The 15,580-nt window shown below is 68.0% G+C and carries 16 protein-coding genes and 1 pseudogene; 5 read left to right on the plus strand and 12 right to left on the minus strand.

The features are described 5' to 3' along the window. Positions 1-2: 2 nt before the first annotated feature. The 7 genes and pseudogenes from NGR01S_RS23340 to NGR01S_RS23365 all read right to left on the minus strand — a co-directional run bounded on the left by NGR01S_RS23340 (position 3) and on the right by NGR01S_RS23365 (position 4,752). Positions 3-679: pseudogene (locus tag NGR01S_RS23340) on the minus strand (DNA-binding response regulator). An 82-nt stretch (positions 680-761) separates the two neighbouring features. Next, a complete protein-coding gene (locus NGR01S_RS32040; RefSeq protein WP_218020818.1) occupies positions 762-947 on the minus strand; it encodes a hypothetical protein in 186 nt (61 codons plus the stop codon). Between the two features lie 76 nt (positions 948-1,023). Continuing rightward, complete coding sequence (locus tag NGR01S_RS32045; protein WP_218020819.1) at positions 1,024-1,242, minus strand: hypothetical protein; 219 nt, start codon at positions 1,240-1,242, stop codon at positions 1,024-1,026. 73 nt (positions 1,243-1,315) lie between these two features. Continuing rightward, positions 1,316-1,780: a flavodoxin family protein gene (locus NGR01S_RS23350; protein ID WP_157107396.1), complete on the minus strand. Its 465-nt coding sequence runs from the start codon at positions 1,778-1,780 to the stop codon at positions 1,316-1,318. Between the two features lie 32 nt (positions 1,781-1,812). Next, positions 1,813-2,256 (minus strand): hypothetical protein, encoded by a 444-nt coding sequence (locus NGR01S_RS23355; RefSeq protein WP_063040362.1) that lies wholly within the window; start codon positions 2,254-2,256, stop codon positions 1,813-1,815. Between the two features lie 47 nt (positions 2,257-2,303). Then, positions 2,304-3,056, minus strand: a complete 753-nt coding sequence (gene dapB, locus NGR01S_RS23360) for a 4-hydroxy-tetrahydrodipicolinate reductase (protein ID WP_063040283.1) — start codon at positions 3,054-3,056, stop codon at positions 2,304-2,306. A 595-nt stretch (positions 3,057-3,651) separates the two neighbouring features. After that, positions 3,652-4,752 (minus strand): alcohol dehydrogenase catalytic domain-containing protein, encoded by a 1,101-nt coding sequence (locus tag NGR01S_RS23365; protein WP_063040364.1) that lies wholly within the window; start codon positions 4,750-4,752, stop codon positions 3,652-3,654. Between the two features lie 133 nt (positions 4,753-4,885). On the opposite strand from NGR01S_RS23365, the gene NGR01S_RS23370 reads away from it, so the two are divergent. After that, the gene (locus NGR01S_RS23370; protein WP_063040285.1) at positions 4,886-5,281 is read left to right on the plus strand and encodes a VOC family protein; all 396 of its coding nucleotides are present in this window, start codon (positions 4,886-4,888) and stop codon (positions 5,279-5,281) included. A 3-nt stretch (positions 5,282-5,284) separates the two neighbouring features. Here NGR01S_RS23370 and NGR01S_RS23375 read toward each other — a convergent pair whose 3' ends face one another. Next, the gene (locus NGR01S_RS23375; RefSeq protein WP_063040287.1) at positions 5,285-6,484 is read right to left on the minus strand and encodes an MFS transporter; all 1,200 of its coding nucleotides are present in this window, start codon (positions 6,482-6,484) and stop codon (positions 5,285-5,287) included. Positions 6,485-6,575: 91 nt separating this feature from the next. Here NGR01S_RS23375 and NGR01S_RS23380 point away from each other — a divergent pair, with 91 nt between their 5' ends. Then, on the plus strand, positions 6,576-6,914 hold the full coding sequence (locus tag NGR01S_RS23380; RefSeq protein ID WP_063040289.1) for an ArsR/SmtB family transcription factor: 339 nt from the start codon (positions 6,576-6,578) through the stop codon (positions 6,912-6,914). A 99-nt stretch (positions 6,915-7,013) separates the two neighbouring features. Here the strand turns inward: NGR01S_RS23380 and NGR01S_RS23385 are convergent, their stop codons facing one another. From NGR01S_RS23385 to NGR01S_RS23400, 4 genes are all read right to left on the minus strand, one after another. Continuing rightward, positions 7,014-8,429: a M16 family metallopeptidase gene (locus NGR01S_RS23385; RefSeq protein ID WP_084481629.1), complete on the minus strand. Its 1,416-nt coding sequence runs from the start codon at positions 8,427-8,429 to the stop codon at positions 7,014-7,016. Beyond that, on the minus strand, positions 8,404-10,701 hold the full coding sequence (locus NGR01S_RS23390) for a polyribonucleotide nucleotidyltransferase (RefSeq protein ID WP_063040291.1): 2,298 nt from the start codon (positions 10,699-10,701) through the stop codon (positions 8,404-8,406). The genes NGR01S_RS23385 and NGR01S_RS23390 overlap by 26 nt, the downstream gene beginning before the upstream one ends. Positions 10,702-11,100: 399 nt before the next feature. Further along, positions 11,101-11,370, minus strand: a complete 270-nt coding sequence (gene rpsO / locus NGR01S_RS23395) for a 30S ribosomal protein S15 (protein ID WP_063040293.1) — start codon at positions 11,368-11,370, stop codon at positions 11,101-11,103. Between the two features lie 186 nt (positions 11,371-11,556). Next, positions 11,557-12,522: a bifunctional riboflavin kinase/FAD synthetase gene (locus tag NGR01S_RS23400; protein WP_063040295.1), complete on the minus strand. Its 966-nt coding sequence runs from the start codon at positions 12,520-12,522 to the stop codon at positions 11,557-11,559. 124 nt (positions 12,523-12,646) lie between these two features. Here NGR01S_RS23400 and NGR01S_RS23405 point away from each other — a divergent pair, with 124 nt between their 5' ends. The 3 genes from NGR01S_RS23405 to NGR01S_RS23415 all read left to right on the plus strand — a co-directional run bounded on the left by NGR01S_RS23405 (position 12,647) and on the right by NGR01S_RS23415 (position 15,425). Then, positions 12,647-13,390 carry a metal-dependent transcriptional regulator gene (locus NGR01S_RS23405; protein WP_084481630.1) on the plus strand — a complete coding sequence of 248 codons (744 nt, stop codon included), beginning with the start codon at positions 12,647-12,649 and terminating at the stop codon, positions 13,388-13,390. A gap of 237 nt (positions 13,391-13,627) precedes the next feature. After that, positions 13,628-14,875: an aspartate aminotransferase family protein gene (locus NGR01S_RS23410; RefSeq protein ID WP_063040297.1), complete on the plus strand. Its 1,248-nt coding sequence runs from the start codon at positions 13,628-13,630 to the stop codon at positions 14,873-14,875. Positions 14,876-14,930: 55 nt separating this feature from the next. After that, positions 14,931-15,425 (plus strand): DUF3830 family protein, encoded by a 495-nt coding sequence (locus NGR01S_RS23415; protein WP_063040299.1) that lies wholly within the window; start codon positions 14,931-14,933, stop codon positions 15,423-15,425. Positions 15,426-15,580: the final 155 nt, after the last annotated feature.

A 15,580-nucleotide genomic window follows, 5' to 3' on the forward strand; every position in this document is an offset into this window, starting at 1 on the left:
CGTCACCGGCGGCGTTCGGGGACCGGCAACCAGCCATCTTCCACCGCCCGCTTGTACAGTTCGGTCTTGGTGGGGGCGGGACGTCCGGCATCGGCGTATTTCTGCCGGATCCGGCCCAGGTAGTCGTTGACGGTCTGCTCCGACAACCCCGTGAGCCGCCCCACCCGGGACGCTTTCTCCCCGGAGGCGTAGAGGGTGAGGACCTCTTCCTGCCGGGGGCTCAACCCCACACTGGACAGCTGCGGGTCCCCGTCGATGGCCGCGGCCCAGTCGGTCGTCACCACCTGCCCGCCGGACGCGGCCCGGCGCACCGCCGCGACCACCGCGGCCACATCCGCCGATTTGCGGAGCACACCCAGCACTCCCGCCCGCGCCGCGGACCGCACCAGATAGGGATTCTCGGCACCGGTGAACACCAGCACCTCTACCCCGCGATCCCGCAGCGTCCGCACATTGTCCTCGGGCACCGAATCATCGGCGAGCCGCAGATCCAACACCACCAGGTCCAGCGACCACCCGCCCCCGAGACGGCATTCCGGGCTCTCCAGTAGTCCGCGACCGTGGTAGCGGTCGCGACCAACGTCAGATCCGGTTCCGGTCCGAGCATCGCGGCCAGTCCGATCGCCACCGATTCGTGGTCCTCCACCAATCCGATCCGGCGTGGCACGCCCGTTTCCACGACACTGTCGGTCACCTCTGCACTCCCGTCACCCCGACCCGACCCCCTGCCCCAGCAGTATGGCGCCCGGCGCGTCGCGGGATCAGCCCCCTATTCCAGGGGGTGGGGCGATATCGCCCCGGACCGCGAACATCGACAAACCCAGGTCGATACCCATCTCGGCATCCGCCAACGGCAACGGTTGATCCTCGGCCTGCACAACAAACGACGCGAAATACCTGCCGCTCGCGTCCTTGATGATCGTTACCGAGGTCGGTTCGGACGGCAATTCCCGGGACCTAGCGAACCAGAACCTCCCCGATCTTCGGCAACCGCAACTTCCGGCCGGGCGTGACCATGAACCTCTAGTTCCTCGTGAACCTGATCGCCTGCCTCTTGTCCTTGCGGGACCGGAAACGCGCCGGTGAAACCTTCGCGCCCTTACGTTTCCCCGTCACAGACCGAAAGAAGTTGCGGTAGGCGGTATTCAGGTCCGCCAACGCCTGTTGCAACACCACCGACGACACCTCGGCCGGCCACACCCGCTCCCGCGTTTTCTTCGCCTCGGTCAGGCGTTTGGACAACTCACCTCGGGGATGTATGACACGAGGCGGAACTGCCGCACTCGCAGTCGACACAATGACCGCGATTGTTGCCTTATCCAAGTGATGTCTCCATTAGTTGAGCGGCGACCGTGGCGCCGAGTTCCCAGCACGCTTCGAGGTCCGCCTTGGATGGCTTCCCGGATACCACCATGTAGTCGGCTACCTTCACCCACCCGAGCCCGGTCGTGATCGAGGTGATGCCCTTCTCCGCGCCCTCGGTGCCCTCGTTGCCGTGGAAGTACGCCCCGAACGGGCGGCCACGGGTCGAATCGAGACAGGGGTAGTAAATGACATCCAGGCCGTGTTTCAGGCCGCCGCTCATGTACCCGAGGTTGGCCGGGGTACCGAGCATGTACCCGTCGGCTTCCAATACCTCCGTTGGGGAGAGCGACAGGGCGGCGCTGCGCACGACCTCTACGCCCTCGATCTCCGGGTCGGTCGCCCCCGCCAGGACCGCTTCGAACATCGCCTGCATATGCGGGGACGGTGTGTGGTGGACGATCAGCAGCCTCGGCACATCACCGAGCTTAACGGCTCCCGGCGACGGTCTCAGGCTCCGGTGCGGCGCTCGTGTTTCTCCAGTTCCACCGCGCGGCGCATGGTGTCGCGGGCCCGGGAACGATCGCCGGCGCAGTCGTAGGCACGCGCCAGCCGGTAGGACACCCGCCAGTTGTCGGGGTCGGCTTCCCATTCCTTCTTCACCGACAGGAACAGTTCGTCGGCAGCCGCGCGTTCGACCCGTCCGGACGGACGCCGCGGCAGCTCCGCGGTATCCAATTCCAGGCCCTCGTCGTGGATCCGGCGGGCCAGCCGCTGATGATCCAGCGCCGACCGCAGGGTGGACACGACCATCCACACCCCCAGCAACGGCAGGATCAGCACCCCGACACCCAGCGCGATGGCCGCGACCTCCCCAGAGGTCAGCAGCGCCACCGCGATCCGGCCCAGCCACAAGAAATAGAAGATCAGCGCCAGCACCAGCGCCGCCACCATCGCGACGATCTTCCACACCTCGCGGCCGGATCCACCGGCGGAATCGCTCACAGGTCGAGGAACGGGTCGAGGCCGACGGTGAGCCCCGGCCGCAGACCGATCTGGCGCACCCCGAGCAGGACACCGGGCGCGAACGACGAGCGGTCGATCGAATCGTGGCGAATGGTGAGCGTCTCCCCCTGGGTCCCGAACAGCACCTCCTGATGCGCCACCAGACCCGCCAGCCGCACCGAATGCACCCGCACCCCGCCGACCTCCGCCCCGCGCGCACCCGCGAGTTCGGTGGTGGTGGCATCCGGGATCGGCCCGGCGCCCGCCTTCTCCCGGGCCTCGGCGATGATCCCGGCGGTCCGGTAGGCGGTACCCGACGGCGCGTCGGCCTTGTTCGGATGATGCAGCTCGATCACCTCGACCGATTCGAAGAACCGGGCGGCCTGTTCGGCGAACCGCATGGACAGCACCGCTCCGATCGCGAAATTCGGCGCGATCAGCACGCCGACCTCCGCCCGCCCGGCCAGCCAGCCCCGCACCTGGTCGAGCCGCGCGTCGTCGAACCCGGTCGTCCCGACCACCGCGTGGATCCCGTTCTCCACCAGGAACTGCAGATTGCCCATCACCACATCGGGGTGGGTGAAGTCGACCACGACCTGGGCGCCGGTTTCGACGAACCGGCTCAGCGGGTCGTCCTTGTCGACCGCGGCGACGAGCTCGAGATCGGCGGCCGCCTCGACGGCCGCACAGATGGCCTGCCCGACCTTGCCCTGCGCTCCCAGAACGCCAACCCGAATCGGTTCCGTCACCTCGCCACTCCCTGTTCGTCGTCCGACCTGCGCACCGAGCCTACTGTCTTTATTTGCGCCGCCTGCGGCGGCGCGGGGTCGAGGCCCCCTCGGTCCCGCCGTTCGGGCCTCGAGACTCGCGCCTTCGGCGCATGCGCTTCGAGGCTCGAAAGGCGGGACGGGCCTCGCCCCTTCGAGGGCCTGGCTGAACTCGGCACCGGATCGGTGTGCCCGTTCGTCGCGGTATCAGGTGGCAGGCTCTGCACCCGGTGCTTCGATCAGGCCGCTCGCTTGCCATGCCGAGCCTTGTGGCCCGATCCGGAGTGCACATCAGCGGTGATCGTGGCCGCCCCTTCCGGATCAGCACCCGAACTGGGCAACAACGGAGCGTTGCGGCCGACCGTCCAGAAACCAGCGATCATTGAGCACTTATAGGGTCGTGAGCCTCGCCGGGCTGGTCCAGGTGCACGACAGCGTCCACCTTCTGTCTGTTCCGGGTGGTCTACCTCAGTGGTCGGGGCCCGCCCCCGATCCGGACCGACGGAGCGAAGGAGGGAAGAATCGGGGGCACAGGACCCCGACCCGCGGCGCCGGAGGCGCCGCAAACAAACACAGTTCAGAAGATGATCACCTGGCGGAGGGCATGCCCGGCGGCGAGTTCGTCCATGGCGCCGTTGATATCCGCCAGCCCGATCCGGGCGGAGATGAGTTTCTCCACCGGGAGGCGGCCCTCGCGCCACATCCGGACGTACTCGGGGATATCACGCGAGGGGACCGCCGAACCCAGATAGCTGCCGACGATCGAGCGGCCCTGGGCCACCAGGCCCAGTGGTGAGATTGTCGCGCGGGCGTCGGGGGCGGGCAGACCCACCGTTACGGTGACACCGCCGGGCGCGGTGGCCGCGATCGCGCTCTCGAAGGCCCGGGCGGAGCCGACCGCTTCGACGACGACTTCCGCCTGGACACTCCGGTCGGCGACTTCGGCGGGCGTATACGCGTTGTCGGCCCCGAGCTCGCGGGCCAGCGCCAGCTTGTCCGGGACCGTGTCTACGGCGATGACCTCTCGGCCCCCCAGGGAGACCGCCACCAGGACGGCGGCCATACCCACACCGCCGAGGCCCACCACCATGACCCGGTCGGTCGCGGCGGGTTTCGCCGAGTTCAGCAGGGCGCCGCCGCCGGTCAGGACCGCGCAGCCCAGCACGGCGGCGACTTCCGGCGGCACGTCGTCGTCCACCGGCACCACGGAACGCCGGTCCACCACCGCGTGTGTCGCGAATCCGGAGACTCCTAGATGATGGTGTACCTCGGCGTCGGCGCGGTGTAGTCGCCGGCCGCCGCCGAGTAGTTCGCCCGCGTTGTTGGCCGCGCTGCCGGGGATACACGGGGTCCGGCCGCCGGAGGTGCATCCGGCGCATTCGCCGCAGCGCGGCAGGAAGGTCATCGCGACTCGCTGTCCGATGGACAGATCGGCGCCGGGACCTGCCTGGACGACCTTGCCGGAGGCTTCGTGACCCAGCAGCATCGGCACCGGCCGCACCCGATTGCCGTCGACCACCGAGAGGTCGGAGTGACAGAGTCCGGCGGCTTCGATGCGCACCAGGATCTCGCCGGGCCCCGGTTCGGCGAGATCGAGTTCGCTGATGATGATCGGCGCCGACTCGGCGTACGGCACCGGTGCACCGATCCGTTCCAGGACTGCCCCACGAATTCTCATGTGACCACGGTAGGCCGCGCGCGGTTTGATCATGATCCGGTTCGGACTATTCTCTGTGGCGTGCCGGTGCTCCCGTTGGCCGCCTTGTACCGAGCCCGGGGTCGGGACCGGCACGACTCGAGGAGATATTCCTTTGTCCGTTCAGTTCAACCACACCATTGTCGGATGCCGTGACAACCGGGAATCGGCCGAATTCTGGGGCGATATCCTGGGCGTGGAGCCGGGCGCCCCATGGGGCCACTTCATTCCCCTGGCCACCGCCAACGGAGTCACGTTCGATTTCGCGAACGTCCCTCCCCACATCACCGAGATCCAGGGCCAGCACTACGCGTTCCTGGTCTCGGAGCAGGAGTTCGACGCCGCCTACGCCAAGATCCAACGTTACGGTCTCGAACACTGGGCCGATCCCCGGCAGCAGGCCGCGGGCGAGATCAACCACAACGACGGCGGCCGCGGGGTGTACTTCCTGGATCCCAACGGCCACTACCTGGAGTTGATCACCGTCCCCTACGGCGGCTGGCCGGCGTAGCCGCTACCGGGTGCCGCGGCGCAATCCCAGCGTCGCGGCACCCAGGCAGGCCACCGCGACAACGCCCACGAACCACGGGAACACCGTGTGCAGGCCCCAGGTGGTGGCGGCCCAGCCCGCGAGGACGGTCGGCAGCGCCATGGAGGTGTAGGCGAGCAGGTAGTAGGCCGACATGGTCTCGCCGCGCCGGTGTTCGGGCACCACCTGGGAGAGGTGGCGCAGCGACCCGCCGAATCCGAGACCGAAGGTGGCACCGAGCAGGACACCGGCCACCAGCACCGCGACCCAGTTGTGCGTACCCAGCGCGGGCACGGTGAGGACCAGGGCGACGGCCATTCCGATATCGCCGCCGACGGCCGCGCGGCGGGCCGGAATCGCGGTGGCGAACAACTGGACGAGCGCGGCCGCCGTCGCGGTCACCGCCACCACGACCCCGCCGAAGACGAGGTTGTGGATACCGGTCTGCTGCGCGGCCAGCGACGGATACAGCGACAGCAGCACGCCGAGCACCGACCACGCGGCCATGACCCCCATCGCCGCGAACCAGAAGTCGGCGCGGATCTCGCGGGGTACGGCGGGACGGGCGATGCGGATCCGGCCGGCGACCCGCGCCCCGTGCGGTTCGCGTAAGGCCAGTACACCCGCAGTGACGAGCAGGCAGACGATGCTGATCACCACATACGGTGTGCGCAACGGATGGGGTGCGTACTGGGCCAGCAGCGCCGAGCCCATGATGGCCACCGCCATGCCCACATTGAAGGCGACGCCGGTGAGTTGACCCGAACGCGCGCCGCGATGCGGGCGCAGATCCAGCAGTGCCGCCGCGCCCGCGACCACGGTGGCCCCGACGGCCATCCCGTGCAGGGCGCGGGCGAGCAGCAGCATGGGCACGGTATCGGCGAGGACGAACACCACCAGGCCGGCGATCATCACGCCGAAGGCCCCGAGCAGGACGGGTTTGCGCCCGACCACATCGGAGATCCGGCCCGAGACCAGGACGGCAGCGAGGGCCGCGATCGCGTAGACCGCGAAGACGACGGTGGTGGTCAGCGGGGAGAGATGCCACTGCTGTTCGTAGAGACCGTAGAGCGGGGCCGGTACACCGGAGACCCCGAGGGCGACACCCGTCGCGCCGAGGACGAGACCGTAGGCCCAGGGTTGGATCGTTCTGTCGTCGGTGAGTGCCGCCGCTGTCGCTGCCATGAGAACCCCGAAACAGGTAAGTTTGACGTTGATCGAACTACATCGAGCCTAAACCGAGGTTCGATGATCATCAAACCCGAGCGAGTAGATCATGACACAGACCACACCGATCACGGATACCCCGACGCAGGTGGCCCCGCTCCCCGAGGTCCTGGCCGCGCTCCAAGACCCGGTGCGTCTGGAAATGGTCCGCCGCCTACACAATGCGAACGATGCCGTACGCTGCGCCGCACTCTACGAAGTGATCAACAAATCCACCGCCACCCACCACTTCAAGGTGTTGCGCGAAGCCGGTGTCATCGAACGCCTGATGATCGAGGGACAGACCTACCAGCGACTGCGCACCGGCGACCTCGACCGGGCCCTGCCCGGTCTGCTGGACTCCGTCGTCGGCGCCGCCAATCGCGCGGCCTCCCGCGCGGGCGACTGACGCCCGAGCGGACGAGGCGCCCGGCTCGGCAATACAGCGAAACCCGCCGACCGCCCGAAACACCGAACCGTGCGCGATCCGGTATCCGGGCCGCCTGGTTCAGCTCACAGCGAGTCGGCGCACCGGCGCCGGAAGCTCACGGACCCGCTGATACGGGCCCGCCACCGACGCGGCGAACGGCCGGGACAGCAGCGCCGCCGCGACCTCGCCGACCTCCTCGGTGGTCACCGCATCGATCCGGGCCAACGTCTCGGACACACTGCGGTGGTTGCCGTAGCTGAGTTCACTGCGGCCGATCCGGTTCATCCGGGACGCCGAATCCTCCAGGCCCAACACCAACCCGCCGCGCAGTGAACCCTTGGCCCGAGCGCATTCGGCATCGGTGATACCGTCCGCGGCGATCTCCTCGAGTACCCCGCGGGCCAGCGTCGCCACCTCACCGAGGTTCTCCGGCTGGCAGCCCAGGTACACCGAGAACGCGCCGGTGTCGGCGAAGGTGTCCACACTGGAATACACCGAGTAGGCCAGCCCACGTTCCTCCCGGATGCGCTGGAACAGCCGGGAACTCAGACCGCCGCCGACCACCGTGTTGAGCACCGACAGCGGCCACCGCAGCTGTCCTTCGTGGCGGCCGTAGGCCCGCACCCCGAACACCAGATGTGCCTGTTCGCTGTCCCGGTTGGACCAGGTCAGCCTCGGCTCGTCGCGGGTACGGAACCGGCCCTCGCGCCGCGGCGCGGGCTGCGCGCCGGGGTCGAGCCGCCCAGCGACCGCGCGATGCACCAGTTCCACGGTGTGTTCGTGCTCGATATTGCCCGCGACCGCGACGACCATCCGGTCGGGGGTGTAGCGACGCTGATGGAAGGAACGCAGCTGGCTCGCGCGCATCCCCTCGATGGATTCCACCGAGCCGATGATCGGCCGGCCGATCGGGTGATCACCGAACAGCGCGGTGAGGAAAGCGTCCCCGACGAGATCCTCCGGATCGTCGTCGCGCATCGCGATCTCCTCCAGCACGACCTGCCGTTCCACATCGACATCGGCCGCCCGGCACAGGCCGTTGAGCACCACATCGGTGACCAGGTCCACCGCCAGCGGCAGATCCTCGTCCACCACATGGGCGTAGTAGCAGGTCTGCTCCTTGGCGGTGAACGCGTTGAGTTCGCCGCCCACGGCGTCCATGGCCTCGGCGATATCCAGCGCCGAACGGCTCGGCGTGGCCTTGAACAGCAGATGTTCCAGGAAATGCGCGGCACCGGCGACGGTCGGGCCCTCGTCGCGCGAGCCGACCCCCACCCAGACGCCGATGGACGCCGACCGTACGCCGGGTACATGCTCGGTCACCACGCGCAGACCACCGGGCAGGACGGTACGTCGTACTCCGTGGTCGATATCGACCGTTTCGCCGATCCGCCACGCCGATGACGAGCCCCCCTGCCCACTCGGGCGCAGGGGGGCCGTCGATTTCTGCTCCGTCACACGACCAGTACTACTCGGTCGCCGTCGCGTCCGCATCGGCGGGCGCCTCGTCGGCGGTCTCGTCGACGGGGACCAGCGAGATCTTGCCGCGATTGTCGATATCGGCGATCTCCACGCGCAGCTTGTCGCCGACGTTCACCACGTCCTCGACCTTGGCCACGCGTTTGCCGTTGCCCAGCTTCGAGATGTGCACCAGACCGTCACGACCCGGCAGCAGCGAAACGAACGCACCGAAGGCGGTGGTCTTGACCACGGTGCCGAGGAACCGCTCGCCGACCTTGGGCAGCTGCGGGTTGGCGATCGCGTTGATCGCGTCGATCGCCGCCTGCGCCGACGGGCCGTCGGTGGCGCCGACGAACACGGTGCCGTCGTCCTCGATGGAGATATTGGCGCCGGTGTCCTCGGTGATCTGGTTGATCATCTTGCCCTTGGGCCCGATCACCTCGCCGATCTTGTCGACCGGGATCTTGATGGCGGTGACCCGCGGGGCGTAGGGACTCATCTCGTCCGGGGTGGCGATGGCCTCGGCCATCACGTCCAGGATGGTGGTGCGAGCGTCGTGCGCCTGGCTCAGCGCACCGGCCAGCACCTGCGAGGGGATCCCGTCCAGCTTCGTGTCGAGCTGCAGGGCGGTGACGAAGCCCGGGGTGCCGGCGACCTTGAAGTCCATATCGCCGAAGGCGTCCTCGGCGCCGAGGATATCGGTCAGCGCCACATAGCGGACCTCCTGCGCACCGGACTCGTTGGTGACGGTGTCCGACACCAGGCCCATGGCGATACCCGCGACCGGCGCCTTCAGCGGCACACCGGCGTTGAGCAGCGACAGGGTCGAGGCGCAGACCGAACCCATCGAGGTCGAACCGTTGGAGCCCAGCGCCTCCGACACCTGCCGGATCGCGTAGGGGAACTCCTCCTGGCTGGGCAGCACCGGGATCAGCGCCCGCTCGGCCAGCGCGCCGTGGCCGATCTCGCGGCGCTTGGGCGAACCGACACGACCGGTCTCACCGGTCGAATACGGCGGGAAGTTGTAGTGGTGCATATAGCGCTTGGAGGTCTCCGGGCCGAGTGAATCGACCTGTTGCGCCATCTTGACCATATCGAGGGTGGTCACACCCATGATCTGGGTTTCGCCGCGCTCGAACAGCGCCGAACCGTGTGCCCGTGGCACCACGGCGACCTCGGCCGACAGCGCCCGGATATCGGCCAGACCGCGGCCGTCGATCCGGAAGCCGTCGGTGAGGATGCGCTGCCGGACCAGCTTCTTGGTGACCGAGCGGAACGCGGCCCCCAGCTCCTTCTCCCGGCCCTCGAACGCTTCGCCGAGACGGGACAGCACCTCGAGTTTGATCTCGTCGATCTTCTCGTCGCGCTCCTGCTTGCCGGCAATGCTCAGCGCCTCCGACAGCGGCGCCTTCGCCGCCTCCTCGACGGCGGCGTACGCGTCGTCGGCGTAGGGCGGGAACAGCGGGAATTCCTCGGTGGGCTTGGCCGCGAGCTCGGCCAGGTCCTGCTGCGCCCGGCACAGCCGCGCGATAAACGGCTTGGCGGCCTCGAGCCCCCCGGCGACCACGGCCTCGGTCGGCGCCTGCGCGCCACCGTCGATCAGCGCGATCACATTGTCGGTGGCCTCGGCCTCGACCATCATGATCGCCACATCACCGGTCTCGGTGACCCGGCCGGCCACGACCATATCGAAAACAGCCTTCTCCAGCTGCTCGACGGTCGGGAAGGCGACCCACTGGCCACCCTCGGCGGTACCTACCGCCGGATCGTTGATCAGGGCGACCCGCACGCCGCCGACCGGACCGGAGAACGGCAGGCCCGAGATCTGGGTGGACGCCGACGCCGCGTTGATGGCGACCACGTCGTAGAGATCCTTGGGATCGAGGCTCAGCACGGTCACCACGACCTGGATCTCGTTGCGCAGGCCGTCGACGAACGACGGGCGCAGCGGCCGGTCGATCAGCCGGCAGGTGAGGATCGCGTCGGTGGAGGGACGGCCCTCACGGCGGAAGAACGAACCGGGGATCCGGCCCGCCGCGTACATCCGCTCCTCGACATCGACGGTCAGCGGGAAGAAGTCGAACTGGTCCTTGGGATGCTTACCGGCGGTGGTCGCCGACAGCAGCATGGTCTCGTCGTCCAGGTAGGCGACGACCGATCCGGCGGCTTGTTTCGCGAGCCGACCCGTCTCGAAGCGAACCGTACGGGTGCCGAACGCGCCGTTGTCGATCAGCGCGACGGATTCGAAAACACCCGGTTCGACCTCGATGGCCGAGCTCTTCGAGCGTTCAATCGTTTCTGGCATTTCTCTGTTCTCAACCTCTCGTCTCGCCGGATACGGCGCCCGGTGGCGCGATCCGGCTATGTCAGCCGTACCAGGTTCGAACGCGGCGCGTCGGCGGAACCGCGGTGACCGTCGGGGTCAGCGGTGGCCGTATTCGTGCTGCGGCGCGTACACCCGGCCGGGCTCCCCTTGGAGCCGGCGACGCGGAGGCGGTCATCGATCGAAGCTCTCCGGCGCATCTGTGTCCGGGCCGAAAAGCCACTACCGAAGACCGACGCCACGAGCGCGGGTGTGCACGGCTGGTTCTGTCGTTCCGTGTCCGGGAACCCCCGATACACGAAAATGCCGACGAGGCGATTGTATGCGCCCCGTCGGCATACGTACCGCCCGGCTCATGGAACCGGGCGTGTTCAAGATCGATCAGCGCCGCAGGCCGAGGCGTTCGATCAGGCTGCGGTAGCGGTTGATGTCATTGCTGGCCAGGTACTTCGACAGCCGCTTACGCCGACCGATCAGCGCCATCAGCCCGTGGCGGGTGTGGTGATCGTGCTTGTGCACCTTCAGGTGCTCGGTGATATCGGAGATACGCTTGGTCAGCAGCGCGATCTGGGCCTCCGGCGAACCGGTGTCCGTCTCGTGCAGACCGTACTCCGCGAGAATGGTCTTCTTCTGCTCGGTGGTCAGCGCCATGGGGCATCCACTCCTGTTTCTCAGTTCCGCGCACAAGGGCCCGGTGACCGCAGCACTCGATATTCGCCGACGGCGCATATCGTGACGATCCGGCCGGATATCCGGGTTGGGCGCCGCCGCGGACCGCAGCAGACCCGACGGGCCACCCTACCCGAGACGGCACCGCCCGCCCGCACCGGGCCGGAATCAGCTTTCGGAGCCGAGGATCTTGCGGGTCGCGGCCACATCCCGGCCCATGACCGCGACCAGTTCGTCGACCGAGTCGAATTTCCGCATCCCGCGTAGATGGTCCACGAAATCCACGGCCACGTGCTGCCCGTAGAGATCGGCCTCACGGTCCAGGACATAGGCCTCGACCGTCCGGGCGCGGCCGGAGAAGGTGGGATTGGTACCGACCGAGATCGCGGCCATCACGGGCTCGCCGGGAGTCACCGTGCCGATACTCGGCCCCGGGCCCAGCACGGTGAACCATCCCGCGTAGACCCCGTCGGCCGGGATGGCGGCGTGCATGGGGGGTGCGACATTGGCCGTGGGGAAACCCAGCGTGCGGCCGCGGCCGTCGCCGCGCACCACCACACCCTCGACCCGGTGCGGGCGGCCCAGCGCGTCGGCGGCGGCGGCCATATCGCCGGCGTCGACACAGGCGCGGATGTAGGTAGAGGAGAAGGTGACGGCATGCTCGCCCAGCAGGGTCACGCCGTCGACCTCGAAACCGAACCGGCCGCCGAGTTCGCGCATCGTGTCCACGGTGCCCGCGGCCTTCTTACCGAAGGTAAAATTGTCGCCGACCACCACTTCGCTCACGTGCAACCGCTCCACCAGCAAGTCGTGCACGTACTCGCCCGGGGTGAGCTTCATGAAGTCGTGGGTGAAGGGCATGACACAGAAGACGTCGACGCCCAACTCCTCGGCGAGTTCGGCGCGCCGGGTGAGCGTGGTGAGCTGCGCGGGATGGGAGCCGGGCCGGATCACCTCCATGGGGTGCGGGTCGAAAGTCATCAGTACCGCCGGGACACCACGCGCGGCAGCGGACTTCACCGCCCTGCTGATCAACTGCGCGTGTCCGCGATGAACACCGTCGAACACGCCGATCGTGAGAACGCACCGCCCCCAGTCCGCGGGTACGTCGTCGAGACTTCGCCACCTCTGCACAGACGCCAAGCCTACGCAAACATGCGGCCGTACCGTATTCGGGTGCGACCGGTGTTCGACTGCGCAACGCCCGGGCGAACACCGGGTTTCCCGGAGACGGCGCAATATGTGTATCGCCCCGGGAATGCTTAAGCTCGTGATTGTGCCCGGAAAACGAGATATCGCCACCCGACGGGACCTCGCCGACGCCGGGGAATCGGCCGCTCCGGGACTGTCGTCGGTGGCCCAGGACTATCTGAAAGTCATCTGGACCGCCCAGGAGTGGTCGCAGGAGCGAGTGAGTACCAAACTGCTCGCCGAGCGGATCGGCGTCTCCGCCTCCACGGTGTCGGAGGCCGTGCGCAAATTATCGGACCAGGGCCTGGTCGAACACGCCCGCTACGGCTCCATCACCCTGACCGAGGACGGCCGCCGGGCCGCCATCGATATGGTGCGCCGGCACCGCCTGATCGAAACCTTCTTGGTGAGCGAGCTGGGTTACGGCTGGGACGAGGTGCATGACGAGGCGGAGATCCTCGAGCACGCGGTCTCGGACCTACTGATGGCCCGGATCGACGCGAAACTCGGGTTCCCCGACCGGGACCCGCACGGCGATCCGATCCCGTCGGTCGACGGGGCGGTGCCCACGCCGCCCGCGCGCCGGTTGAGCGATTTCGAGGCCGGTGAGTCGGGCCGGGTGGCCCGTATCTCCGATTCCGATCCGGAGATGCTGCGGTATTTCGATTCGGTGGGTATCGCCCTGGACACGGCGATCGTCGTGGTGGAACGGCGCGATTTCGCGGGCACCATCGCGGTGCGGATCGGGCGCGAGGAATCCCTGACCGATCTGGGCAGTATCGCCGCCGAGGCCATCTGGCTGCGGGAGTGAGCCCGAACTCGCCACGAACGCGTCGGACCGCCGGGCCACACGGCTAGCGGGTCGCCGCGCGACACCCCGGCCGATCGGATACGCGGCGGACGCGCATCTCGCGAACCATTGCCGCGGGCAGTCCTATCGTGATATTCATATTGTCAACAATCCGACAATTTCCGAGTGGCTTCCACTCGGCCTCGCACACCCGTCGGTCCGGCGCGCCGCACCGACTGTCCCGGGAGGCGGAACACCATGGCCGAACTTTCCCCGATCCTGAAACAGGCCACACCGGTCACCGTCGATCACGGCGCCGGCTGCTATCTCTACGACGTCGACGGCCGCCGATTCCTCGACTTCACCGCCGGTATCGGCGTCACCAGCACCGGCCACTGCCATCCCCGGGTCGTCGCGGCGGCCCAGGAGCAGGTCGGCAAGCTGATCCACGGCCAGTACACCACCGTGATGCACCGGCCGATGCTGGACCTGACCGAACGCCTGGGCACCGTGCTGCCCACGGGACTCGACTCGGTGTTCTACGCCAATTCCGGCAGCGAAGCCGTCGAAGCGGCGCTGCGGCTGGCCCGCCAGGCCACCGGCCGGCCCAATGTAATCGTCTTCCACGGTGGTTTCCACGGCCGGACCGTCGCCGCCGCCACCATGACCACCTCCGGCACGCGCTTCTCTGCCGGTTTCAGCCCGCTGATGCCGGGCGTGCACGTGGCGCCCTTCCCCACCGCCTTCCGATACGGCTGGACCGAGGCCGAGGCCACCGCCTTCGCGCTGCGCGAACTCGATTACATATTCGCCACCCTCACCTCCCCCGCGGAAACCGCCGCGTTCATCGTGGAGCCCGTGCTCGGTGAGGGCGGCTATATTCCCGGCAATCGCGAGTTCTTCCAGGGTCTGCGCGAACGCGCCGACCGCTACGGCATCCTGCTGATCTTCGACGAGATCCAGACCGGATTCGGCCGCACCGGAAAGTTCTTCGGCCATCAGCACTTCGACGTCCGCCCCGATGTGATCACCATGGCGAAGGGGCTGGCCAGCGGCTTCCCCATCTCCGGTATCGCCGCTTCGGCAGAGCTCATGGGCAAGGCCTGGCCCGGATCACAGGGTGGCACCTACGGTGGAAACGCCGTCGCCTGCGCGGCCGCCCTGGCCACCCTGGAGGTGATCGAATCGGAAGGGCTGGTCGAGAACGCGGCGGTCCGCGGCGAACAACTGCTCGCCGGGGTGCGCGCGGCCGAGACCAAGGCCGTAGGCGACGTCCGTGGCCTCGGCCTGCTGGTGGGCTCGGAGTTCACCACTCCCGACGGAGCCCCGGACCGGGAAACCGCCACCGCGGCCCAGCAATCGGCCGCCGCCAAAGGCCTGTTGCTACTGACCTGCGGCGCCCATATGAACGTGGTGCGGATGATCCCCCCGCTCATCGTGTCCGAAGCCCAGATCGCCGACGCCTTGACCATCTGGTCCGAGGTCCTCACCGAACTGGGCGGCTGACCGCACGAAATCTCCGGCAACGTCGCCGCCCTCACCCGACGCCCAGGACGGATCCATGGCCCGCTACCTCACGATCACGCTCACCAAGACCGGACTCACCTGCCGTGCCCGTTTGCTCGACGACGAGGCGCCGCGCACCTGCGCCGCGGTGTGGGAGGCCCTTCCCCAGGAAGGGGACGCTTTCCACGCCAAATACGCGCGCAACGAGCTGTACACACTGGTGCCCCGGATTCCCGGTGCCCCGCACCGGGAGAACCCGACGGTCACCCCGATCCCGGGTGATGTCTGCCTGTTCGATTTCGAACCCTGGGAGATCGGCAATCCCGCCTACGGGTACGAACCGGGGTCGGCCGCCCACCATGAGCAGGGCGCCACCGATCTCGCGCTGTTCTACGGCCGCAACAACCTGCTCATCAACGGCGACCTGGGTTGGGTGCCCGGTAATGTCTTCGCCACCATCGAGGAGGGCCTGCCGGAACTGGCCGCCGCCTGCAACACGCTGTGGCTGCACGGCGTGTCCGGCGAAACGCTCGCCTTCGCCCGGGCCTGAGAACAGCACACACGGTCGGTGCAAGTGGGCCGACCCGCGACAGCGAAACGCGAGCCGGCTCATGACAGCGGAGACGCGGCAAGGCCCCTATGAGGTGGGTACACGACACCGGCACGCGATAGCCGAGATGCGGGCCTGATCGTGAAGGTGCTGTG

The sequence above is a fragment of the Nocardia grenadensis NBRC 108939 genome (genome assembly GCF_001613445.1).
GTDB classification, from domain to species: Bacteria; Actinomycetota; Actinomycetes; order Mycobacteriales; family Mycobacteriaceae; genus Nocardia; species Nocardia grenadensis.